Source organism: Gramella sp. AN32, assembly GCF_023718305.1.
GTDB lineage: Bacteria > Bacteroidota > Bacteroidia > Flavobacteriales > Flavobacteriaceae > Christiangramia > Christiangramia antarctica.
Map to the genome: position 1 here is coordinate 1 of NZ_QEYO01000002.1, position 18,820 is coordinate 18,820.

Genomic DNA, 18,820 nt, shown 5'->3' on the forward strand with positions numbered 1-18,820 from the left:
GACCAAAAGCGCAAATTAAAAATCGTAACCAGACTCAAAAAAAATATTGCTAAATTGGAACTCAAACCAGAAGATTTGGGGTTTTTACCAGGTTTAATACAAAACAACATTTGACGTTAGTCAGAATTTTTTCAGAAAGTTTTCTGCTAAAAGTTCTATTATTGAGAACTTTAATTATCTTTGTTTAAGATTCTATTAAGGAAGAGAATAGTTGCAAAAAGTACATTACGAGAATTCTGGAAAAAACATTCTGATTCAGAACAATATTTGAAAACCTGGTACGAAACAGCAAAAAGTTCCAATTGGAGTTCTCCAAATGATGTAAAGAATGCGTATGTAAATGCCAGTATTTTAAAAGATAGTAGAGTTGTTTTCAACATTAAAGGAAACTCATACAGATTAGTGGTAAAGTTTAACTACGAAAGACAATGGGCCTTTATAAGATTTGTAGGAACGCATCCTGATTACGATAAAATAGATGCTAACACAATTTAAAAATTAGAGCTATGAAAATTAAACCTATAAAAAACGAACAGGATTACGAGAAAGCTTTAGAAAGACTAGAAGTGATATTTGACGCTCCAATTAATTCTAAAGAGGGCGACGAGGCGGAGATTCTTTCTATGATGATTGATAATTATGAAAATGAGCATTATCCAATTGATGCTCCAGATCCGATTGAGGCTATAAAAATTAGAATGGAAGAAATGAACCTAAAACAAAAGGATTTAGTTGGAGTCATTGGAGGGAAAAGTAGAGTTTCAGAAATTTTAAATAAAAAGAAAAGATTAACGGTAGATATGATTAGGGAACTCGAAAGAATTCTACATATTTCTGCATCTGTGTTGGTAACTAATTACCAATTGACGAAGTAAAAAAACAGCATAGAACAACGGTTCATCGCCAATAGACGGTAGCACTAGAAAGAAAATAATTAACTTGACCCATAAATCAATACTAAGCCGACTAATCCACGTCCTTACTCCACGCTACTTGCGTTATAGATAGATATAACAAATCAAATTGTACCAGTGATTTCGGATCAAATTGTGCCACTCTTGGCTGTTGACGATCTGTAAACTAAAACCTGATTTCAGAGGAGATCACATAATATCAAAAAAAATTAAAACCTTGATAATCATAAGATCAACAAGGTTTTGGTTTGGGCTATACCCTTTGCAGTAGCCTCGCCAGTCCCGAACCTTCGGGAGAACCTGTATCTAAAGTTTAGAAAACCTGCCTGCCGTAGTAGCCCTACCAGGACTCGAACCTGGATCTAAAGTTTAGGAAACTTTTGTTCTATCCCTTGAACTATAGGGCTTTTTTTCGGCATGCAGGCAGGCTTCTATTCTATCCGTTGAACTACGAGGCCATTATTTCAGCAAAAATAACGGGTTTTATTTAGAGTTTGAAATATAATCCTAAAACTTATATGAACTTTTTTTCAGATGTTTTTGATTCCCTTTATATTTGCGAAAAATTAGATTTTGAAAAGATTATTTATTGCCTCCCTTCTATTTACAACTCTTTTTTCAACTGCGCATGCCCAGGAAAATGATTCCCAGCTCGGGGCCTGGTATATGTACTTTTGGAATACCCAGTTTGATGAATCAAAATTCGGACTGGCGGGTGATGTCCAATACCGTGATTGGGAAGTCCTGGGGGATCTTCAGCAATTTATTGTACGGGCCGCGGTAAGTTATAACGTGAATTCAAATTTAAAAATATTTGCAGGTTACGGCCATTTTATTTCGGGAGAATTGGGCGAAAGCAAAGAAACGAGTCAGGAAAATAGAATTCACCAGGATATCTTAATGCCCCAGAAAATAAGCGATCGTTTCCTGGTTAGACATAGAATTAGAATTGAAGAGCGCTGGGTAGAAAACCAGGGTTTTAGGACCCGGTTTCGTTATGGCCTATTTCTAACCATCCCATTAACCCAGCCAGATCTTAAAAAGAACAGTCTGTTCCTATCGGTTTCAGATGAGGTTTTTATCAATGGCCAAACCGATATTGGCAATAATCGCACTGTAGAATATTTTGATCGTAACTGGTTATATGGAGCATTAGGTTACTACTTTAATGATAATTTTAATGTTCAGCTGGGAATTTTGAGACAAACCACGCCATCAATCAGCAAAAATTCTTTACAGCTGGGCTTACACCATTCGTTCTAATATGCATTCAGTTTACTATCTTTAAAACTGAAAATCACCACCTATGAAAAAAATTACGCTGCTACTCATATTATTTGGTCTAACCGGGTTTAGTCAAAATATTGGTGTAGAAAAAGAAGCTTTTGCCCATACCTATTCTATTGTAGCAAAAGATACCGTAACCGGGGAAATGGCGGTTGGGGTGCAAAGTCACTGGTTTTCAGTTGGTGCCCTGGTGCCCTGGGGGAAATCTGGGGTTGGAGTGGTAGCCACACAATCTTTTGTAAATCCCGCTTATGGCCCTAACGGATTAAAACTGATGGAAAACGGAATACATGCGGAAGCAGCACTTACGCAATTGGTAGAGCAGGATAAAGGACGTGACTTCCGGCAGGTGGCATTTCTTGATGCTCACGGGAATGCTTCCGCTTTTACCGGTGAAAAATGTGTTGAATCTGCGGAACATATGGTGGGAAAAAACTTTTCCGTACAGGCAAATATGATGCTGAATGATCAGGTGGTTCCGGCCATGGCGGAAGCTTTTGCCACTAATTCACACCTGGCTTTGGCGGAAAGGGTTATGGAAGCTTTAAAAGCCGCTCAAAATGCCGGCGGTGACATCCGCGGAAAACAGTCTGCCGCATTGATCGTGGTTGGCCCAGATAAGGTTGAAAATAGTTGGGAAGATAAAAAGATCGATCTGCGAATTGATGACCATGAAAACCCAATTGTAGAGCTTGAACGTTTATTAAAAGTTGCCCGCGCTTATGAACATATGAATGCCGGCGACCTTGCTGTAGAAGCGAATGATATGGAAAAGGCACTCCAGGAATATGGCACTGCGGAAAAGATGTTCCCGGAAAATCTTGAGATGAAGTTCTGGAAAGCTGTAGCACTTGCTAATAGTGGCCGCCTTGAGGAAGCAAGACCTATTTTTAATTCTATTTTTGCTGAAGATAAAAACTGGAAGAAAATGTTGAGCCGATTACCAGCCTCCGGTTTATTAAGCATTTCCAGGGAGGAATTGGCAAGTTTGACTGAAGAATAATTTAAAAAAACGATGATGAAAAATAACAAATTAGTATTAGTACTTACCGCATTTTGCCTGGTATTGGGATTTACTGCCTGCAAAGAAGAAAAAGAGGAAAAAGCTGAAGGGACTACCCAAAATGCAGAAGCCCAACCATCGGGTGAAGCGGCAAAAGCCGATATGGAAAAAACAGCCGATCTAAAATATAATCCGGCTCATGGACAACCAGGTCATACCTGTGCATTACCTGTAGGTGCGCCACTTGATCAGGCTGCCACCACTCCAAAAATGACAACTTCTCCGGTAAGATTGCAGGATAGTGCCCCTCAAATTAATCCGCCGCATGGGGAACCAGGACATGATTGTAGCAAACCTGTTGGTTCCAGGTTAGATTCATAAAAAAGAAGCTGTCTAAAAAACATTTAACTGTCATTGCGAGGGACGAAGCAATCTGCAAATTGTCTGTAATCAAATAGTAGATTACTTCACTTCGTTCGTAAGGACGTTTAAATAATACTTTTAGACAGCCTCTTTTGTTTTTAGAAAGTTCTATTTAATCTTCATCATCAAGGCCTCCTTTACGAGTTGCATCGCGAGCTTCAGGCCAGGTCATTTGTTCACCAGATCTTCTATTCACTGGTAAAATAATTTGCTCACGGGAAGTAGTTGCTTCATCTTCACTAGCCATATAGGCCAATACTGCCGTAAGGATCACGTTGTTTTTTACATCGTCGAAAACAATCTTGTCATAGGTATCACGATTGGTATGCCAGGTATAGTTCCAGTAATCCCAACTTAAAGAGCTTAAGTTAAAGGCAGGTACACCTGCTGCAACAAAAGAAGCATAATCAGATCCTCCCCTTCCCGGAGTTCCCGGGAAATTTGTTTCTATATGTTTGGTTACCTCTTCCGGCACTTCATATAGCCACCGGCCTATATAATCATAAGCATGGAGAAACCCATTTCCGGAAATATTTTCAACCCTACCCGTCCCATTATCCTGATTGAACAAGGCCTGTACACCCTCAACAATTTCCGGATGATCTTTTACAAAGGCACGCGAACCATTTAGTCCCTGCTCCTCACTTCCCCAATGTCCTACCAAAATAGTCCGTTTTGGATTTGGATACAACTTTTTAAGGATACGCATAGTTTCCATCATGACCAGAGTGCCTGTGCCATTATCTGTAGCACCGGTTGCACCATCCCAACTATCGAAATGGGCAGAAAGGATCACATATTCATCGGGTTTTTCGCTTCCTTTAATTTCAGCTATGGTATTAAATGTAGGCACTTCACCAAGTTCCTGGGATTCAGCTACAATTTTCAGTTCGGGTTTATCTCCATTCGCAGCTAAACGGTACAACATCCCATAATCTTCGAGGGAAACATCGATGGTAGGAATATCTTCGGTATAGGCACTAAAAACTTTGTTCACCCCAAAACCACGGGACCAGTAAGAGGAAATAATCCCTTCAGCCCCTGCTGCTTCAAGTGCCCGCGGTAATTCCCTTCTGCCAAGACCATTCTGTTGCATTTTTTCATTAAAAAGATCATTTAAAGAATCCCTGTCTTTTTTCATTTTTTCGAAAGATTCTTCCGTAGCCCATTTTTCCCAGTTTTCATCGGGTCTTCCGGTAGGTTGTGGCATACTTATCAAGACAAATTTGCCTTTCACAGATTTGATCTTTTGAGCAAAATCTGCAGAATCTTTCGCTTCCGGAAGGATGACCACCTCAGCGGTTACACCTTTTTTACCAGTAGACGGGCTCCACGCCAGTTGTCTCGCTTCGAGACTTTGCACTCTTGGCGACACCATATCTACGTGGGTGATCCCGCGTTCCCAACCCCGCCAGGTTCCCCATTGCTCATTGCGTGCATCCATTCCCCAGCCGGAATATTTTTTCACCGCCCAATCATGGGCATTTTTCATTTGTGGAGAACCTACCAAACGGGGCCCCACTACATCCAAGAGCTCGTGAGCCAGCTTTTCCAATTGAGAATTTGTATTTACCTCTTTTACAATATTCGCTATTATCGCCTGCTTTTCCTGAGCAGTGATAATATTCACGGAGATGAAAAGCAAACTAACCAGCACTAAATTTCTTATCATGTTTTCAGTTTTAAGCAAATTAAACGTTTGCCTAAGATAGGATTTTTTGAAATTTTTATGATTAAAAGATAATTTGAAAACTATTGTATAACCCGGCAAACAACAATTTCTTAAATAATGTTAGTCACAAGAAAGTTTACACCTTCTCTTATCTGAGAAAATTTACCCTCAAATTAGTTTTTTTAAAATGTTAAAGAGCTCCACCCGCCATAAAAAGATCTGTAAGTAAAACACGATATTGTTTTTTAATGTGGTCGTATTGAATTTTATAAGAATCTGCGTAATAACCGGCATCCAGATATTCTCCTAAGGGCGTGATATTATAAGAATCTTCAAATTCTTTCTCTTTCAAATATTCCACGGTTATCATGGGCTCATAAAAAGTAAATTTAAAGTCCCAGGAACCATAAACAAAAGTTTGATTAAATTCTGTTGAATTATTTTGAGATTCCAATATCCAGTGCCTTCCCATTTGCGGAATTGTGGCAACATCATATGCATATGCATCTGGCCACATCGTAGAAGGTGGTAAATCTCCCAAACCTATTAAGAATGGAATTTCTGCTTTTTCTTCGGGACTTATCCAGTAAAAATGTATATCAAAATGCTCTACCATAAAGACCTGTCCGGGATGCCCCTGGGGATTAAAACCAAAATCTATGTGATCCACAATTAGGTTTTCCGCTTTTTTATGGAGCTTTAAAGTGATATTGGTTTCTTCTTCAGGTAAATTCTCCAGGATTTTTTCAGAAAAAACAATCCCTACTGAAACCGGCACTCCATTTTTATTTATGCTAACAAAGCTGCGCACTATCCCCTTGCCCATAGGCTGGCTTGGGCCATAAAACTCATTTAATTCTTTTGCCTTGCCTGCCTTTTCAGTATTAAGATCAAATACCTGAATATCTTCCTTACTATTTAAAGCTTCCGGCTCACAGGAAAACAGCGTTAAACCAATAAGTACCATAAAATAAAGCTTGATCTGGGGTGTCTGACGAAAAATGCTTTTTTTCATAATTATGTTGTTTAAATTTATCCTGAAGTTACATAATTATTTTATAACTCATTGATTTTCAGGTATCAATAAATTCTGACACGAATAAAAATCCCATCTTAAAAATCCAAAATTTCTCTATCTTGTAAACCACCTGAAATTATTGGATTTTATATTTAAATTAAACTACTACCCTTTACATGAGTTTTAAAAAATTCGTTCACTTTACCATATTCCTCGTTATGTTACCTGCGGGTTTCTTTGCCCAAACCTCAGCATTAAGCGTGGAAAAGATCATGCAGGACCCAAAATGGATGGGGACTTTTCCAAGTTCGATACAATGGGGAGCACAGGGGGAGAATATTTATTTTTATTACAATCCTGAAAAAAATGCGGCCGATTCCCTTTATAAAATCAATCTCAGCAAAAAGGACAGGATCGTAAAGGTATCACGGGATGAACGGGAAGAAATGATGGGAAGGCGCGGCGAATTCGATGCTGATAAATCTAAAAAGATCTATACAGACGATCAAAATCTATATATCTATACTTTAAGAGATAAAAGCCGAAAGCTCATTTTAGATATTCCTTCCAGAATTGAAGATCCGGTATTTCTCAACGGTAGCAATATTATTGGTTTTGAATCACAGGATAACGCCTTTCTCTACAATTTAACCGAAGGAACTTTAAAGCAACTTACAAATATTAACAAGGGTTCAGAGAAAAGTAAGACTGAAGATGAAATTTCAGAAAGGGATGAATGGATCCAAACTGAAAATCTTGAACTATTGGAAGTTGTGGCGGAAAGGAAAAAACGAGCTGAAGATTCTAAAAAATATCGCGAATCTATTCAGGAGAAAGAAAAATTTGAATTTTTTACCAAAGAAAAAAATGTAGGGAATATGACCATCGCCCCTTCCGCCGCATATGTGAGTTTCAATCTCATTGACCGTGAAAGAGGTAAAAGTACGGCTGTACCAAATTATGTGGACGTAAGCGGTTATACCGTAGATTTACCGGCAAGAAGTAAAGTGGGTGATTTTGAATACACCGCAGATCTTATCATTTATAATACTGAAAAAGATACCGCCTATACCATCGATTTTTCAGGCCTGCCCGGAATTAAAGATTTGCCAGATTATACCAGCGAATATCCCGATAAAGAATGGGAAGAAAAGGCACGTGAGGTTATTCCTTCTACGGTGAAATTTTCAGAAGACGGGAAAAATGCGGTGGTAAATGTTAGGTCCACAGATAATAAAGATCGCTGGATCGTTGCTTTGAACCTGGAAGACGGTTCCATAAAATCTTTAGACAGGCAACGCGATGAAGCCTGGCTGGCCGGTCCCGGGATTGGCTATACTTTTTATGGTTATGAAACCTTAGACTGGCTGCCAGATAATAAGCATATCTATTTTCAAAGCGAAGAAAGCGGATTTTCCCATTTGTACCTTCTAAATACGAAAACAGGTAAAAAAACCCAGCTAACCAAAGGAGATTTTGAAGTTTTTGATCCGGTTCTTTCAAATGATAAAAAACACTGGTATCTAAGCACTTCTGAAGTAGATGCCGGGGAACGGCACTTTTACCGCATGCCTTTAATGGGCGGAAAAATGGAGAAATTGACCAATATGCCCGGAAACAACCAGGTGTATTTATCGCCAGACGAAACACAAATGGCGATTTCCCATTCCACCGCAAATAAACCTTGGGAGCTTTATCTAAAGAAAACCGGATCTTCAGAAAAAGCGGAACAATTAACTCAGGGTCAATCTGATGAATTTGCTTCTTATAACTGGAGAGAGCCGGAATATATTCAGTTTAAAGCACGGGATGGGGCCATGGTCCCCGCGAGATTATATATTCCTGAAACCAGGGTGAAAAATGACGCGGCCGTTGTTTTTGTACATGGTGCGGGCTACCTTCAAAATGCGCATAAATGGTGGAGCAGTTACTTTCATGAATATATGTTCCACAACTTATTAACCGATCTTGGATATACGGTCATCGACATTGATTATCGCGGGAGTGCAGGTTATGGCAGGGATTGGCGAACGGGAATTTATCGACATATGGGCGGAAAGGATTTGAGCGACCAGGTAGATGGGGTTAAATACCTTATTGAAAATCAAAATATCGATCCACAGAAAGTAGGCATCTACGGCGGAAGTTATGGCGGATTTATTACACTAATGGCCATGTTCAATGAACCGGAAACCTTCCAGGCCGGAGCAGCATTAAGATCGGTGACAGACTGGGCGCATTATAACCATGGTTACACCGCCAATATTCTGAATGAACCTTCACAGGACCCCATTGCCTATCGCCAAAGTTCACCAATTTATTTTGCCGAAGGTCTTCAGGGGGATCTTTTGATCGCTCACGGAATGCTGGATGTAAATGTGCATTTTCAGGATGTGGTACGACTGGCGCAGCGTTTAATTGAACTCAAAAAGGAAAACTGGGAATTAGCGGTATATCCGGTTGAAGATCACGGCTTTGAAGAACCCAGCAGTTGGACCGATGAATACCGAAGAATCCTGGAATTATTTAATAAAAGTTTACTTGGAAAATAAATGGATATAGAATTTGTACGCAAGCAATTTCCCGCCCTTGAAAAAGACTTCATTTTTATGGATAATGCCGGCGGATCACAGGTTTTAGGAAATGTCATAAAGCGGATTAGCGGTTACCTGGTGCATCACAACGTGCAATTAGGCGCGAGTTACAAAATATCTGAAGAAGCGGGAAATAAATTAAAATATGCTACTTCCAAAATTGCCAAACTGGTAAACGCCTCAAGGCCGGAGGAAGTGGTTATAGGCTCTTCTTCAACTATGTTATTGCGCTTACTAAGTCTTAGCATTAGCCGAAATTGGAAAAATGGTGACGAGGTTATTGTTACAAATACAGATCATGAAGCTAATGTTTCTCCCTGGACAGATTTGGAAGAGAAAGGAATTGTGGTAAGAACCTGGAAAGTAAACCCGGAAACACTGGAACTTGATATTTCAGATTTGCGAAAATTATTGAATAAGAAGACCCAACTGGTCGCAGTTACTCATGCTTCCAATGTTCTGGGAACGATAAACCCCATTAAAAAGATCGCCAAGGAAGTCCATAAAGCCGGCGCTTTAATTTGTGTGGACGGGGTAGCCTTTGCCCCGCATAGAAAGATTGATGTGAAGGAGCTGGATGTAGATTTTTATACCTTTAGCTGGTATAAAACCTATGGTCCGCATCTGGCCATGATGTATGGGAAATATAAACAGCTACTGAAATTAGACAGCCTCAACCACTATTTTATAGGTAAAAAAGATATCCCTTATAAACTGCAGCCTGGGAATTTCAATTTTGAACTGACTTATAGTACGCTGGGGATCATTGAATATTATGAAGAGTTATTCAGTCATCATCAGGATTCCCATAAAGGCCAAACTTATTCTGAAAAGATCGCCAAAGCCTTCGGTCTTATTGCCAAATATGAACAGAAACTTGCTGCCAAATTATTGGATTACCTAAAAACTATTCCGGAAGTAAAAATTATAGGAAATCCCGTAGCAGACTTCAACAAGCGTGTTCCCACCATTTCTTTTGTGCATTCCAAATTAAAAAGTGATGAAATTGTACAGAAAGTAGATGCTTTTAGAATAGGAATACGCTTTGGTGATTTTTATGCCAAAAAATTGATTCAGGATTTAGGACTGGAAAAGAACAATGGCGTAGTGCGGGTGAGCCTCGTGCATTACAATACCACCAATGAAATAAATAAGCTTATAAAAGCATTTCAAACGATATTTTAGAAATCTTAAATTTTCTGTTTCCCGGCCATTACAAAATACAGGATGGCTCCTAAAAGCGGAAACAGTAAAATCACCAGTAACCAGATGATCTTATTGTTTCTGGTAAATTCATTTCTTAAAAGATCGATCAAGGCTATTAACGGCAATAAAAGAAAAATTCCTCCTACAATCATTAGCAGCAAGATTTGCCTGGGACCAATGGCTAAAATTATATCGAACACCTTAAAAAATTTATCACCTAAAAATTATAAAAAAACCTGCCCTTACCCGGCAGGTTTTCATTTTTGATTGCTATCCTAATGCTTTCTTTAAATCATTAATAAGGTCTTCTTCATCTTCTACTCCTACGCTAAGTCTAATAAGAGAATCAACGACTCCCGTTTTTTCACGTTCTTCTTTTGGAATGGAAGCATGGGTCATACTGGCGGGATGGCCCGCTAAAGATTCTACACCTCCTAAAGATTCAGCAAGGGTGAAAACATGTAATTTTTCAACTACGCTCACAGCACTTTCTAAAGTTCCTTCTTTGGTAGTGAACGAGATCATTCCGCCGAAACCACTCATCTGTGATTTTGCGATCTCATGATTGGGATGATCTTCAAATCCGGGCCAGTACACTTTTCCTACTTTAGGATGGCCTTTCAAATATTTTGCGATTGCTTCACCATTTTCACAATGCCGTTGCATTCTTAGGTGCAGTGTTTTAATTCCGCGTAAAACCAGAAAGCTATCCTGGGGGCCACAAACCGCCCCACTGGCATTCTGGATAAAATATAATTTTTCTGAAAGTTCTTTATCCTTTACCACCAGGCTTCCCATCACCACATCGCTATGTCCGCCAAGGTATTTTGTTGCACTATGCATCACGATATCTGCACCTAAATCCAACGGTTGCTGCAAATAAGGCGTAGCAAACGTGTTATCCACTGCTAAAAGAATATCATGTTTTTTAGCAATTTTCGAGCATGCCTTGATATCGATGATATTCATCATGGGATTAGTTGGTGTTTCCACCCAAAGCAGCTTTGTATTCTCATTGATATATTTTTCAATATCAGCGGCATCCTGCATCCCGATAAAATGGAATTTAAGACCCATATTTTCAAAAATCTTGGTGAAAAGTCGGTAAGACCCTCCATAAAGGTCGTTGGTAGAAACAATTTCATCACCCGGTTTAAACAATTTCATCACGGCATCAATCGCTGCAAGGCCGGAACCAAAAGCAAGCCCATATTCCCCATTTTCAATACTGGCAATAGATTTTTCCAGGGCAGTTCGGGTTGGGTTAGCACTTCGGGAATACTCATATCCTTTATGCCCCCCGGGGGTGGTTTGAGAATACGTACTGGTTTGATATATTGGAGGCATGACTGAACCGTATGCAGGATCTGTATTATCCTGTCCTCCGTGAATAGCTTTGGTGTTGAATTTCATCTGAAAAAAATTTGAAAAACAAAGGTAGTGACCTGTTGGGCAATCACAAAATTGCCTTTACCTTTATCCTTTAATTTAACAGGCTTTAACCTGAAATAGCTGCAAACCACAATCTATATTAAATGAAAAAAATAATTCCTGCGCTGCTCAGCATTTTTATACTTTTTTCCTGCGGAAAGGATAAAGAGAAAAAACAAGTTGAAGATCATTCCATCAGCTTTCGCTCTAAAACTGTGGAAAAAAAGCTAAAAGACTGCCATCCTGAAAATGGAAAATGCACTTTTATAAGCCTCACCTTTCCTTTTGCTGAAAATGGGGAAGGGCAGCCTGAAAATATCAATAAATCCATTCAGGATTTTATGGGTAGCATTCTAAATTACCAGGAGGAAGATCAAAATATGGAAGTTGATGAACTGGTGGAGAATTTCATCAAGAACTATAAGCAAACCACTGAAGATTTTCCCGAAACTGAAATGCCCTGGGAAGCCACCATTATTGGAAAAGTTATTTTAAATACCCCGGAATTGATCAGTATTCAATTTGATACAGATATGTTTACCGGCGGGGCGCACGGTTACCGCAGCACGTCTTACCTGAATTTTGATCCTGCAACCGGTGATGAATTGGAAAATACCGATTTATTTACTTCAGAATTTAAAGAATTTGTAGAAAATGATTTTAGGGAGAAATTCGAAATCGCTCAAGATTCTAATATCAATAGCACGGGGCTCTGGTTTGAAGAGGAACAGTTCAGCCTGCCTGCAAACATTGGGGTTTCTAAGGATTCCATTTTACTTATTTATAATGCTTATGAAGTTTCTTCTTATGCTGAAGGTTCTATTAATATGTCTTTTTCACGACCAGAAGCCGATAAATATTTAAATTTGAAAGAAATTAACAGCATCCAGTAAAATGAAAAAGATCTACCACCTTTCCACCTGCGATACCTGCAAAAGAATTTTAAATGAAATAAAACCACCTTCTTCATTCATTCTACAGGATATTAAAGAAAATGCGATCACCGAGGAGCAGATTGATGAAATGAGGGAACTGGCGGGAGATTATGAATCACTTTTCAGCAAAAGGGCAAGGTTATATAAAGAAAAAGATCTTAAGAATAAAGTTCTTAAAGAAGATGAATTTAAAAACCTCATTCTTGAACATTATACTTTTTTAAAACGACCGGTGATCATCGATAATGATCAAATTTTTATTGGTAACTCTAAAAAAACCATAGCCGCGGCGAAAACTGCCATTCATGGCGAATAACCGGATATTTGCAATTCTTGCCGCCTTTCTTGCCAGCGCGATTTATGGAGCAAACCATACGATTGCCAAAGGAGTCATGCCGACATATATAGGCGCTTTTGGCTTTATTTTATTAAGGGTTTTGGGGGCGGCCACACTTTTCTGGATCATTAGCCTGTTTGCTCCCAAAGAGAAGATAGAAAAGAAAGACTGGCCCAGGATCCTCGCCTGCGCATTTTTTGGAATGGTACTGAACATGCTGTTCTTCTTTAAAGGATTGAGCCTTTCCACACCCATAAACAGCTCGGTGATCATTACCTTATCTCCGGTTATGGTATTGGTCCTCTCCGCAATCATTGTAAAAGAAAAGATCACTCTTTTAAAGACCATGGGAATAATCATTGGCCTGGCGGGTGCCCTAATTTTGGTTATGTTCAGCAATCCTTCTTCACCCTATGCGCCTAATATTCCCTTAGGCAATGCGCTTTTTATCATCAATGCGTTTTCCTACGGGCTTTATCTCATTCTGGTAAAACCGCTCACAAAAAAATATCATTCCATCACCTTAATGAAATGGCTGTTTTTGATCGCCATATTTATCAACCTTCCGGTTACTTTTTCTGAATTTTCCGCAGTAGAATGGAGAAGTTTACCCTTTGAAGCGATCTGGAGAATGGCATTTGTTGTTTTGGGCACAACCTTTATGACCTACCTATTGAACATTTATGCCTTAAAACAACTTTCAGCCTCTACTATTAGTGCATTTATTTATCTGCAACCCTTGATTGCCATCACCTTTGCCATAGCAGTGGGAGTAGACAGTTTAAACCTTATTAAAATTGTAGCCGCACTTCTGGTATTTGTGGGCGTATATATGGTTAGTATGAAGAAGACAAAAAGCCCTGCTTAAGGATTATCCCGTCCATGAAGTCATAAAAATTACCGCAACAGCAACTATAATTGTAGTGGCAGCTACAAGAAGGGCAATCCCAATACTCACAAAGGTGGAAGCCGTTCTATTTTTGGGATAGATTTCCTCTACTTCTAGCGAATCCAGAACAAATGCCGTGAATTTTCCTGCCTCCTCGAAATTCACCCCGTTCTGTAAAAGAAATTTTCCGGTTTGTGAATTTTTTTTAGCGAAGCCTATGCTTTGACCATCTAATAATTGAAGTCTTTTAAACATCAATTTTTTACCATCTTCAGTAAATACCCTCACCTTTACTTCATCATTTACCGCCTGTTCAAAAGTAACGTTGGTACCTCGATATACGGTACAATTCTGAAAAAGTAAAAGGACGAGAAGAAATAAAATCCCTGATTCAATTTTTTGTGAGACTCTTTTAAGATTGTTGTTCATTTCTCAGAAAAATTAGATTATAGAGTTTAAATTACAATTCTTTTAGTTTAACCTACTAAATAACAAAGATTATGAATCTAAAATTAAAATGTTTCCCCTACTTCCGATAGAAACTTCAAAATTATTTTGCCCGCAGTACCATCAGGGAATTATTTGGATTAAATGTGTTTTAAGTTTAGTAACATTATAAATTTTCTGAAACCAAAATTATAGCCCCATCAATTCTTCCGGGCTAATATTTTGAGGCAGCTTACCAAATCTTCGGGTGTCCTCCTTGGTGATCGTTTTAAAATTTTTGGTTTTGGTCATTTGCAACATCCCTTCCATAAGTTCCTGTGGGAGAGCCGTTAATTTTCTGGTCTCCAGATTGATCCAGGCACCCATCATTTCACAGCTTGCGCAATGATTTCCTTTGGAATCGTACATGTTATGCAGGAACTCAAAATACATTCCGTTATTAGAAATTGCATCTAACTCCAGACTTACCGTTACCGGTTTTCCAGCAAAAATTTCCTTATAATAATAAACATGTTCAGTAAAAACCACAGGACCAATGTTATGTTGCGCGAGTTGTTTTTGACCGAAACCATTTTCCATCAAAAATCCCATTCGCGTGTGGCTCATAAAATTTATATAGGCTGAATTCGCCAAATGCCTGTTGGCATCGAGATCGCTCCAACGTATTTCGAATTGCTTTGAATACATGTATTTTTATTCAAAACTACTCATTAAAGCCTTTTCGCCGCAACAAATTTTCCCTAAGTTTACCTTAAAAGCCTTATTTATGCCCGTTCTTTCCAGTGATTACATTCCGCCCAGGATATTTAGAAGTGCAGATGCGGCAACCATTTATGCTTCTAAATTTCGCAAAGTACCTTTACCCGTTCCGGAAAGAGAACGACTGGAACTTTCAGATGGTGATCTTTTGGATCTTGAATGGAATTATTCTGAAAAAGGCAAAACCAAAAATGCGGTGATCCTCTTACATGGTCTGGCGGGAACCGCCTCCAGGCCTTATATGCAGGGAATGGCCAAAAAATTTATTTCTGAAGGCTATGATGCTATTGCCATGAATTTTCGTGGTTGCAGTGATGAACCCAATCGCAAATATCAAAGCTACCATGCCGGTGCAACTGAAGATCTTCAAGAAGTCATAAAGCATGTACTTAAAAACGACAAATATTCGAATTTAATCCTTTTGGGTTTTAGTCTTGGAGGTAACATGGTTTTAAAATATTTAGGTGAGAAGAGAAACCGGCCCGTGGAAATTAAAGCTGGAATTGCCATTTCTGTACCCTGCGATCTGGAAGGTTCTTTAGGAGCGATCAACCGAATGCGAAATTTTATCTATTCTAAGAGATTTGAAATTAGCTTAAAAGAACAACTGTTTGCCCGGGCTAATCAGTATCCCGATGAAATTGATAGAAAATCGATCCAGTCCTGTAATTCCTTAAGGGATATTGATGATCTCTACACGTCAAAAGCACATGGTTTTACAGATGCTTCAGATTATTATACCCAAAACAGCAGTTTACAATTTCTTCAGCAGATTAAAATTCCGGATTTTATCTTGAATGCTAAAAACGACAGCTTTCTATCTGAAAAATGTTATTCCATCGATATTGCTGAGATTTCAGAAAAAATATTCCTGGAAATGCCAGATTATGGCGGGCACGTGGGATTTGTCACCCATTCAACTACCTATTATCACGAAAAGCGGGCATTTGAGTTTGCGATGGAACAAGTGGAGAAATCATCAAAATCTACACATTGAGCTAAAATTGGAGATGGACGAGAATTGATTATCTTTGCGCAAGCTTTTAAAATTCAGGCATGATCCAATCTATGACAGGTTTCGGGAAGAGCGTTACACAAATTCCCAATAAAAAAATCACTGTTGAACTTAAGTCCCTCAACAGCAAGAATTTTGACCTGAATGCGCGCATTCCTTCGCAATACCGGGAAAAGGAACTCGATCTCCGAAATATCATTTCAAATTCGCTCAATCGCGGGAAAGTAGATCTTTCCATCTACGTTGAATTTGTTGGCGATCAAACCATCACCAATATCAATACGGAAGTGGTTCAGAATTATATGGGTCAGCTGCGAAAAATCGTGGACGTTAGTGATATTGAATTGCTTAAAATGGCTGTAAAAATGCCAGATACCCTTAAAACAGAGCGCGAAGAGATCGATGAGGAAGAATTTAGGATCATTGAAAATTCGGTAAAAGATGCTTTAGTGGAAATCAATAATTTTCGATCTGATGAAGGTGAAGCGCTGGAAAAAGATCTCAATCTAAGAATTGACAATATTAAGGATCTACTGGAGCAGATTATTTCCATGGATCCAGAACGAATTGATATGGTGCGGGAACGCCTTAGAAAAGGGATCGAAGAGATTAAAGAAACCGCTGATGAAAACAGGTTTGAGCAGGAAATCGTTTATTATATAGAAAAATTCGACATAACTGAAGAAAAAGTTCGGCTGGATAATCATCTTGATTACTTTCAAAAAACGATGAACAGCGCCGATTCTAACGGAAGAAAACTTGCTTTTATTTCACAGGAGATTGGCAGGGAAGTAAATACCATTGGGAGCAAATCTAATTATGCCCCAATGCAGCAGTTAGTTGTTCAAATGAAAGACGAGCTGGAAAAAATAAAGGAGCAAATTTTAAACGTACTTTAAATGAATGAAGGGAAGCTTTTCGTGTTTTCCGCACCTTCAGGATCAGGAAAAACAACGATTGTACGGCATTTGCTAAACCATCCGGAACTTAAACTGGACTTTTCCATTAGCGCCACTTCAAGAGAACCTCGCGGAGATGAAGTTCACGGGAAAGATTATTATTTTCTCTCTCTAAAAGAATTCAAGCAAAAGATCAAAAATGACGAATTTCTGGAATGGGAAGAAGTTTATAGGGATAATTTCTACGGCACTTTAAAAAGCGAGGTTGAAAGGATCTGGCAAAATGGCAAACATGTGATATTTGATATTGATGTGGTTGGTGGTTTAGACATAAAAAATATTTATCCAAACAGGACTTTAGCGGTTTTTGTAAAACCTCCAAGTATTGAAGAGCTAAAAATCAGGCTCAAAAAGCGAAAGACTGAAAGTGCAGATAAAATAAATATGCGCGTGGCAAAAGCTTCAATAGAATTGGCTACTGCACCGCAATTTGATTTTATTATTGAAAATAATAATTTAGAGATTGCCTTAAAAGAGGCTTATGATCTGGTTTCTAATTATATCAAAGGCTAAATGAGAAAGAAAATAGGACTTTTCTTCGGCACCTTTAATCCTATCCACACCGGTCATCTTATTATCGCCAATCATATGGCTGAATATTCAGATCTGGATGAAATCTGGCTGGTAGTAACGCCGCATAATCCTTTTAAGAAGAAGAAAACGCTTTTGGATAACCACCATCGACTGGAAATGGTGTACCGCGCGTGCGAGCCTTATCCCAAATTAAAGCCGAGCAAGATAGAATTTGATCTTCCACAGCCAAATTATACTATTAATACGTTAATTCATTTAGCTGAAAAATATCCTGATCTAGACTTTTCTCTAATTATGGGAGAAGACAATTTGATAAGCCTTCATAAATGGAAAAATTATGAAGCTATCCTGGAAGATTATAATATTTATGTATATCCGCGAATAGCTGAAGGCGATCCCATAGATTACGACAAGTTTTCAGCAAAGGTTACAAGGATTCAGGCACCTATACTGCAGATATCTTCAACGGCAATTCGAAAAGGGATAAAAGAAGGTAAAAATGTTCGGCCATTGTTGCCCTATGAAGTCTGGGCATACACCGATGAAATGAATTTTTACAAATAAAGACTGTTTTAAAAATTTCTTGCTTGCCCTTTTTAGTTGAATGATCCTACTTTTTTCATTGTGGAACAACAACCTAGAACGTCGACTGCTCTCAATGCGGCACTCTCAAAATTTTAAAACAGTCTTCTGTTTTTTACTGGCGGTTATTGTCCAAATTTGGAATTCTCAACACCTGGCCAGGATATATTTTATCAGGATCCTGAAGCATGGGTTTGTTAGCTTCAAAGATCACCGGATACTTATTAGGATCTCCGTAATGTTTTTTGGAAATCTTAGATAAGGTATCTCCTTTTTCTACCGTATGAAAAACTGCTTCCGGTTCTTTATTCTGAACATCCATACGATCATCTACTTCTGCAATTCCTTCACTGTTTCCAACCACAAGAATAATTTTTTCCCTTGTTGCCTGGTCCAAAGCCTTCCCTGAAATTACCGCAGTATCATTTTCGATATGAATTTTTAAATTTTCAGCTTTTAAATTGAGGTCACGAACAGTTTCTTCAAGTTTATTGGCTGCTTTCTCGTTTTCCCTACGTTCAATTATTTCTGAACTTTCTGATTTTTCAACAGTTTCTTTTTTCTTATCGACACCAAATATTTTTTTACCGGCATCTTTAATAAATGAAAATAATCCCATTTCAATTCAATTGTTTAGTTGATTTATATTCTTAAATGTACAAAAGCTAAATTAAACAGTTGGAAAGAGCCGTCCTAAAGTTTTCGTAAAACACAAAAAAACCGTCCCTTTCGAAACGGTTTTTTCAACTAAATAACCAACCAAAAAACTAAATATTCTTTCTTAAAGATGAAACGAAAGAACAAATTAATAACGC

The 18,820-nt window shown here is 38.5% G+C and carries 21 protein-coding genes and 1 tRNA gene; 14 read left to right on the top strand and 8 right to left on the bottom strand.

The window, feature by feature from the left end:
* The first annotated feature begins 189 nt into the window (after positions 1 to 189).
* Both DHD80_RS02430 and DHD80_RS02435 read left to right on the top strand, forming a co-directional pair.
* On the top strand, positions 190 to 495 hold the full coding sequence (locus DHD80_RS02430) for a type II toxin-antitoxin system HigB family toxin (protein ID WP_251739924.1): 306 nt from the start codon (positions 190 to 192) through the stop codon (positions 493 to 495).
* An 11-nt stretch (positions 496 to 506) separates the two neighbouring features.
* Positions 507 to 875 carry a transcriptional regulator gene (locus tag DHD80_RS02435; protein ID WP_089660982.1) on the top strand — a complete coding sequence of 123 codons (369 nt, stop codon included), beginning with the start codon at positions 507 to 509 and terminating at the stop codon, positions 873 to 875.
* A 374-nt stretch (positions 876 to 1,249) separates the two neighbouring features.
* On the opposite strand, the gene DHD80_RS02440 is transcribed toward DHD80_RS02435, so the two are convergent.
* Positions 1,250 to 1,321 (bottom strand) — tRNA-Arg (locus DHD80_RS02440).
* Between the two features lie 166 nt (positions 1,322 to 1,487).
* On the opposite strand from DHD80_RS02440, the gene DHD80_RS02445 reads away from it, so the two are divergent.
* The 3 genes from DHD80_RS02445 to DHD80_RS02455 are packed head-to-tail and all read left to right on the top strand — an operon-like array spanning position 1,488 to position 3,585.
* The gene (locus tag DHD80_RS02445) at positions 1,488 to 2,177 is read left to right on the top strand and encodes a DUF2490 domain-containing protein (protein ID WP_251739335.1); all 690 of its coding nucleotides are present in this window, start codon (positions 1,488 to 1,490) and stop codon (positions 2,175 to 2,177) included.
* A gap of 43 nt (positions 2,178 to 2,220) precedes the next feature.
* Positions 2,221 to 3,204: a DUF1028 domain-containing protein gene (locus DHD80_RS02450; protein WP_251739336.1), complete on the top strand. Its 984-nt coding sequence runs from the start codon at positions 2,221 to 2,223 to the stop codon at positions 3,202 to 3,204.
* Positions 3,205 to 3,219: 15 nt separating this feature from the next.
* The gene (locus tag DHD80_RS02455) at positions 3,220 to 3,585 is read left to right on the top strand and encodes a hypothetical protein (RefSeq protein WP_251739338.1); all 366 of its coding nucleotides are present in this window, start codon (positions 3,220 to 3,222) and stop codon (positions 3,583 to 3,585) included.
* Between the two features lie 154 nt (positions 3,586 to 3,739).
* On the opposite strand, the gene DHD80_RS02460 is transcribed toward DHD80_RS02455, so the two are convergent.
* On the bottom strand, positions 3,740 to 5,299 hold the full coding sequence (locus DHD80_RS02460; RefSeq protein WP_251739339.1) for a M20/M25/M40 family metallo-hydrolase: 1,560 nt from the start codon (positions 5,297 to 5,299) through the stop codon (positions 3,740 to 3,742).
* Positions 5,300 to 5,489: 190 nt separating this feature from the next.
* Positions 5,490 to 6,314, bottom strand: a complete 825-nt coding sequence (locus DHD80_RS02465) for a DUF5602 domain-containing protein (RefSeq protein WP_251739341.1) — start codon at positions 6,312 to 6,314, stop codon at positions 5,490 to 5,492.
* A gap of 179 nt (positions 6,315 to 6,493) precedes the next feature.
* On the opposite strand from DHD80_RS02465, the gene DHD80_RS02470 reads away from it, so the two are divergent.
* Positions 6,494 to 8,869 (top strand): S9 family peptidase, encoded by a 2,376-nt coding sequence (locus tag DHD80_RS02470; RefSeq protein ID WP_347709949.1) that lies wholly within the window; start codon positions 6,494 to 6,496, stop codon positions 8,867 to 8,869.
* Entirely contained in the window at positions 8,870 to 10,096 is a 1,227-nt protein-coding gene (locus tag DHD80_RS02475; protein WP_251739343.1) for a cysteine desulfurase-like protein, read from the top strand. It begins immediately after the preceding gene.
* A 5-nt stretch (positions 10,097 to 10,101) separates the two neighbouring features.
* Here the strand turns inward: DHD80_RS02475 and DHD80_RS02480 are convergent, their stop codons facing one another.
* Together DHD80_RS02480 and DHD80_RS02485 are read right to left on the bottom strand one after the other, a co-directional pair.
* Complete coding sequence (locus DHD80_RS02480; RefSeq protein WP_251739344.1) at positions 10,102 to 10,317, bottom strand: PLDc N-terminal domain-containing protein; 216 nt, start codon at positions 10,315 to 10,317, stop codon at positions 10,102 to 10,104.
* A 70-nt stretch (positions 10,318 to 10,387) separates the two neighbouring features.
* Complete coding sequence (locus tag DHD80_RS02485) at positions 10,388 to 11,530, bottom strand: cystathionine gamma-synthase (RefSeq protein WP_251739345.1); 1,143 nt, start codon at positions 11,528 to 11,530, stop codon at positions 10,388 to 10,390.
* Between the two features lie 122 nt (positions 11,531 to 11,652).
* Between DHD80_RS02485 and DHD80_RS02490 the strand changes: the two genes are divergently transcribed.
* The 3 genes from DHD80_RS02490 to DHD80_RS02500 are packed head-to-tail and all read left to right on the top strand — an operon-like array spanning position 11,653 to position 13,688.
* Complete coding sequence (locus DHD80_RS02490) at positions 11,653 to 12,441, top strand: DUF3298 and DUF4163 domain-containing protein (RefSeq protein ID WP_251739347.1); 789 nt, start codon at positions 11,653 to 11,655, stop codon at positions 12,439 to 12,441.
* A gap of 1 nt (position 12,442) precedes the next feature.
* Entirely contained in the window at positions 12,443 to 12,799 is a 357-nt protein-coding gene (locus tag DHD80_RS02495; protein WP_251739349.1) for an ArsC/Spx/MgsR family protein, read from the top strand.
* Positions 12,789 to 13,688 carry a DMT family transporter gene (locus tag DHD80_RS02500; protein ID WP_251739350.1) on the top strand — a complete coding sequence of 300 codons (900 nt, stop codon included), beginning with the start codon at positions 12,789 to 12,791 and terminating at the stop codon, positions 13,686 to 13,688. Before DHD80_RS02495 ends, DHD80_RS02500 begins: the two co-directional genes overlap by 11 nt.
* Before the next feature lie 3 nt (positions 13,689 to 13,691).
* Here DHD80_RS02500 and DHD80_RS02505 read toward each other — a convergent pair whose 3' ends face one another.
* The gene (locus DHD80_RS02505; protein WP_251739352.1) at positions 13,692 to 14,138 is read right to left on the bottom strand and encodes a hypothetical protein; all 447 of its coding nucleotides are present in this window, start codon (positions 14,136 to 14,138) and stop codon (positions 13,692 to 13,694) included.
* A gap of 207 nt (positions 14,139 to 14,345) precedes the next feature.
* A complete protein-coding gene (locus DHD80_RS02510; RefSeq protein WP_251739353.1) occupies positions 14,346 to 14,843 on the bottom strand; it encodes a thioesterase family protein in 498 nt (165 codons plus the stop codon).
* A 79-nt stretch (positions 14,844 to 14,922) separates the two neighbouring features.
* Between DHD80_RS02510 and DHD80_RS02515 the strand changes: the two genes are divergently transcribed.
* Genes DHD80_RS02515 through nadD form a run of 4 tightly spaced genes read left to right on the top strand, consistent with a single transcriptional unit; the run spans position 14,923 to position 17,987 of the window.
* On the top strand, positions 14,923 to 15,912 hold the full coding sequence (locus DHD80_RS02515; protein WP_251739355.1) for an alpha/beta fold hydrolase: 990 nt from the start codon (positions 14,923 to 14,925) through the stop codon (positions 15,910 to 15,912).
* Positions 15,913 to 15,971: 59 nt separating this feature from the next.
* Positions 15,972 to 16,829, top strand: coding sequence for a YicC/YloC family endoribonuclease (locus DHD80_RS02520; RefSeq protein ID WP_251739356.1), 858 nt, complete (start codon positions 15,972 to 15,974; stop codon positions 16,827 to 16,829).
* A complete protein-coding gene (gene gmk / locus DHD80_RS02525; RefSeq protein WP_251739358.1) occupies positions 16,830 to 17,402 on the top strand; it encodes a guanylate kinase in 573 nt (190 codons plus the stop codon).
* Entirely contained in the window at positions 17,403 to 17,987 is a 585-nt protein-coding gene (nadD, locus tag DHD80_RS02530; RefSeq protein ID WP_251739360.1) for a nicotinate (nicotinamide) nucleotide adenylyltransferase, read from the top strand. It begins immediately after the preceding gene.
* A gap of 133 nt (positions 17,988 to 18,120) precedes the next feature.
* Here nadD and lysM read toward each other — a convergent pair whose 3' ends face one another.
* A complete protein-coding gene (gene lysM, locus DHD80_RS02535; protein ID WP_251739366.1) occupies positions 18,121 to 18,624 on the bottom strand; it encodes a peptidoglycan-binding protein LysM in 504 nt (167 codons plus the stop codon).
* Positions 18,625 to 18,820: the final 196 nt, after the last annotated feature.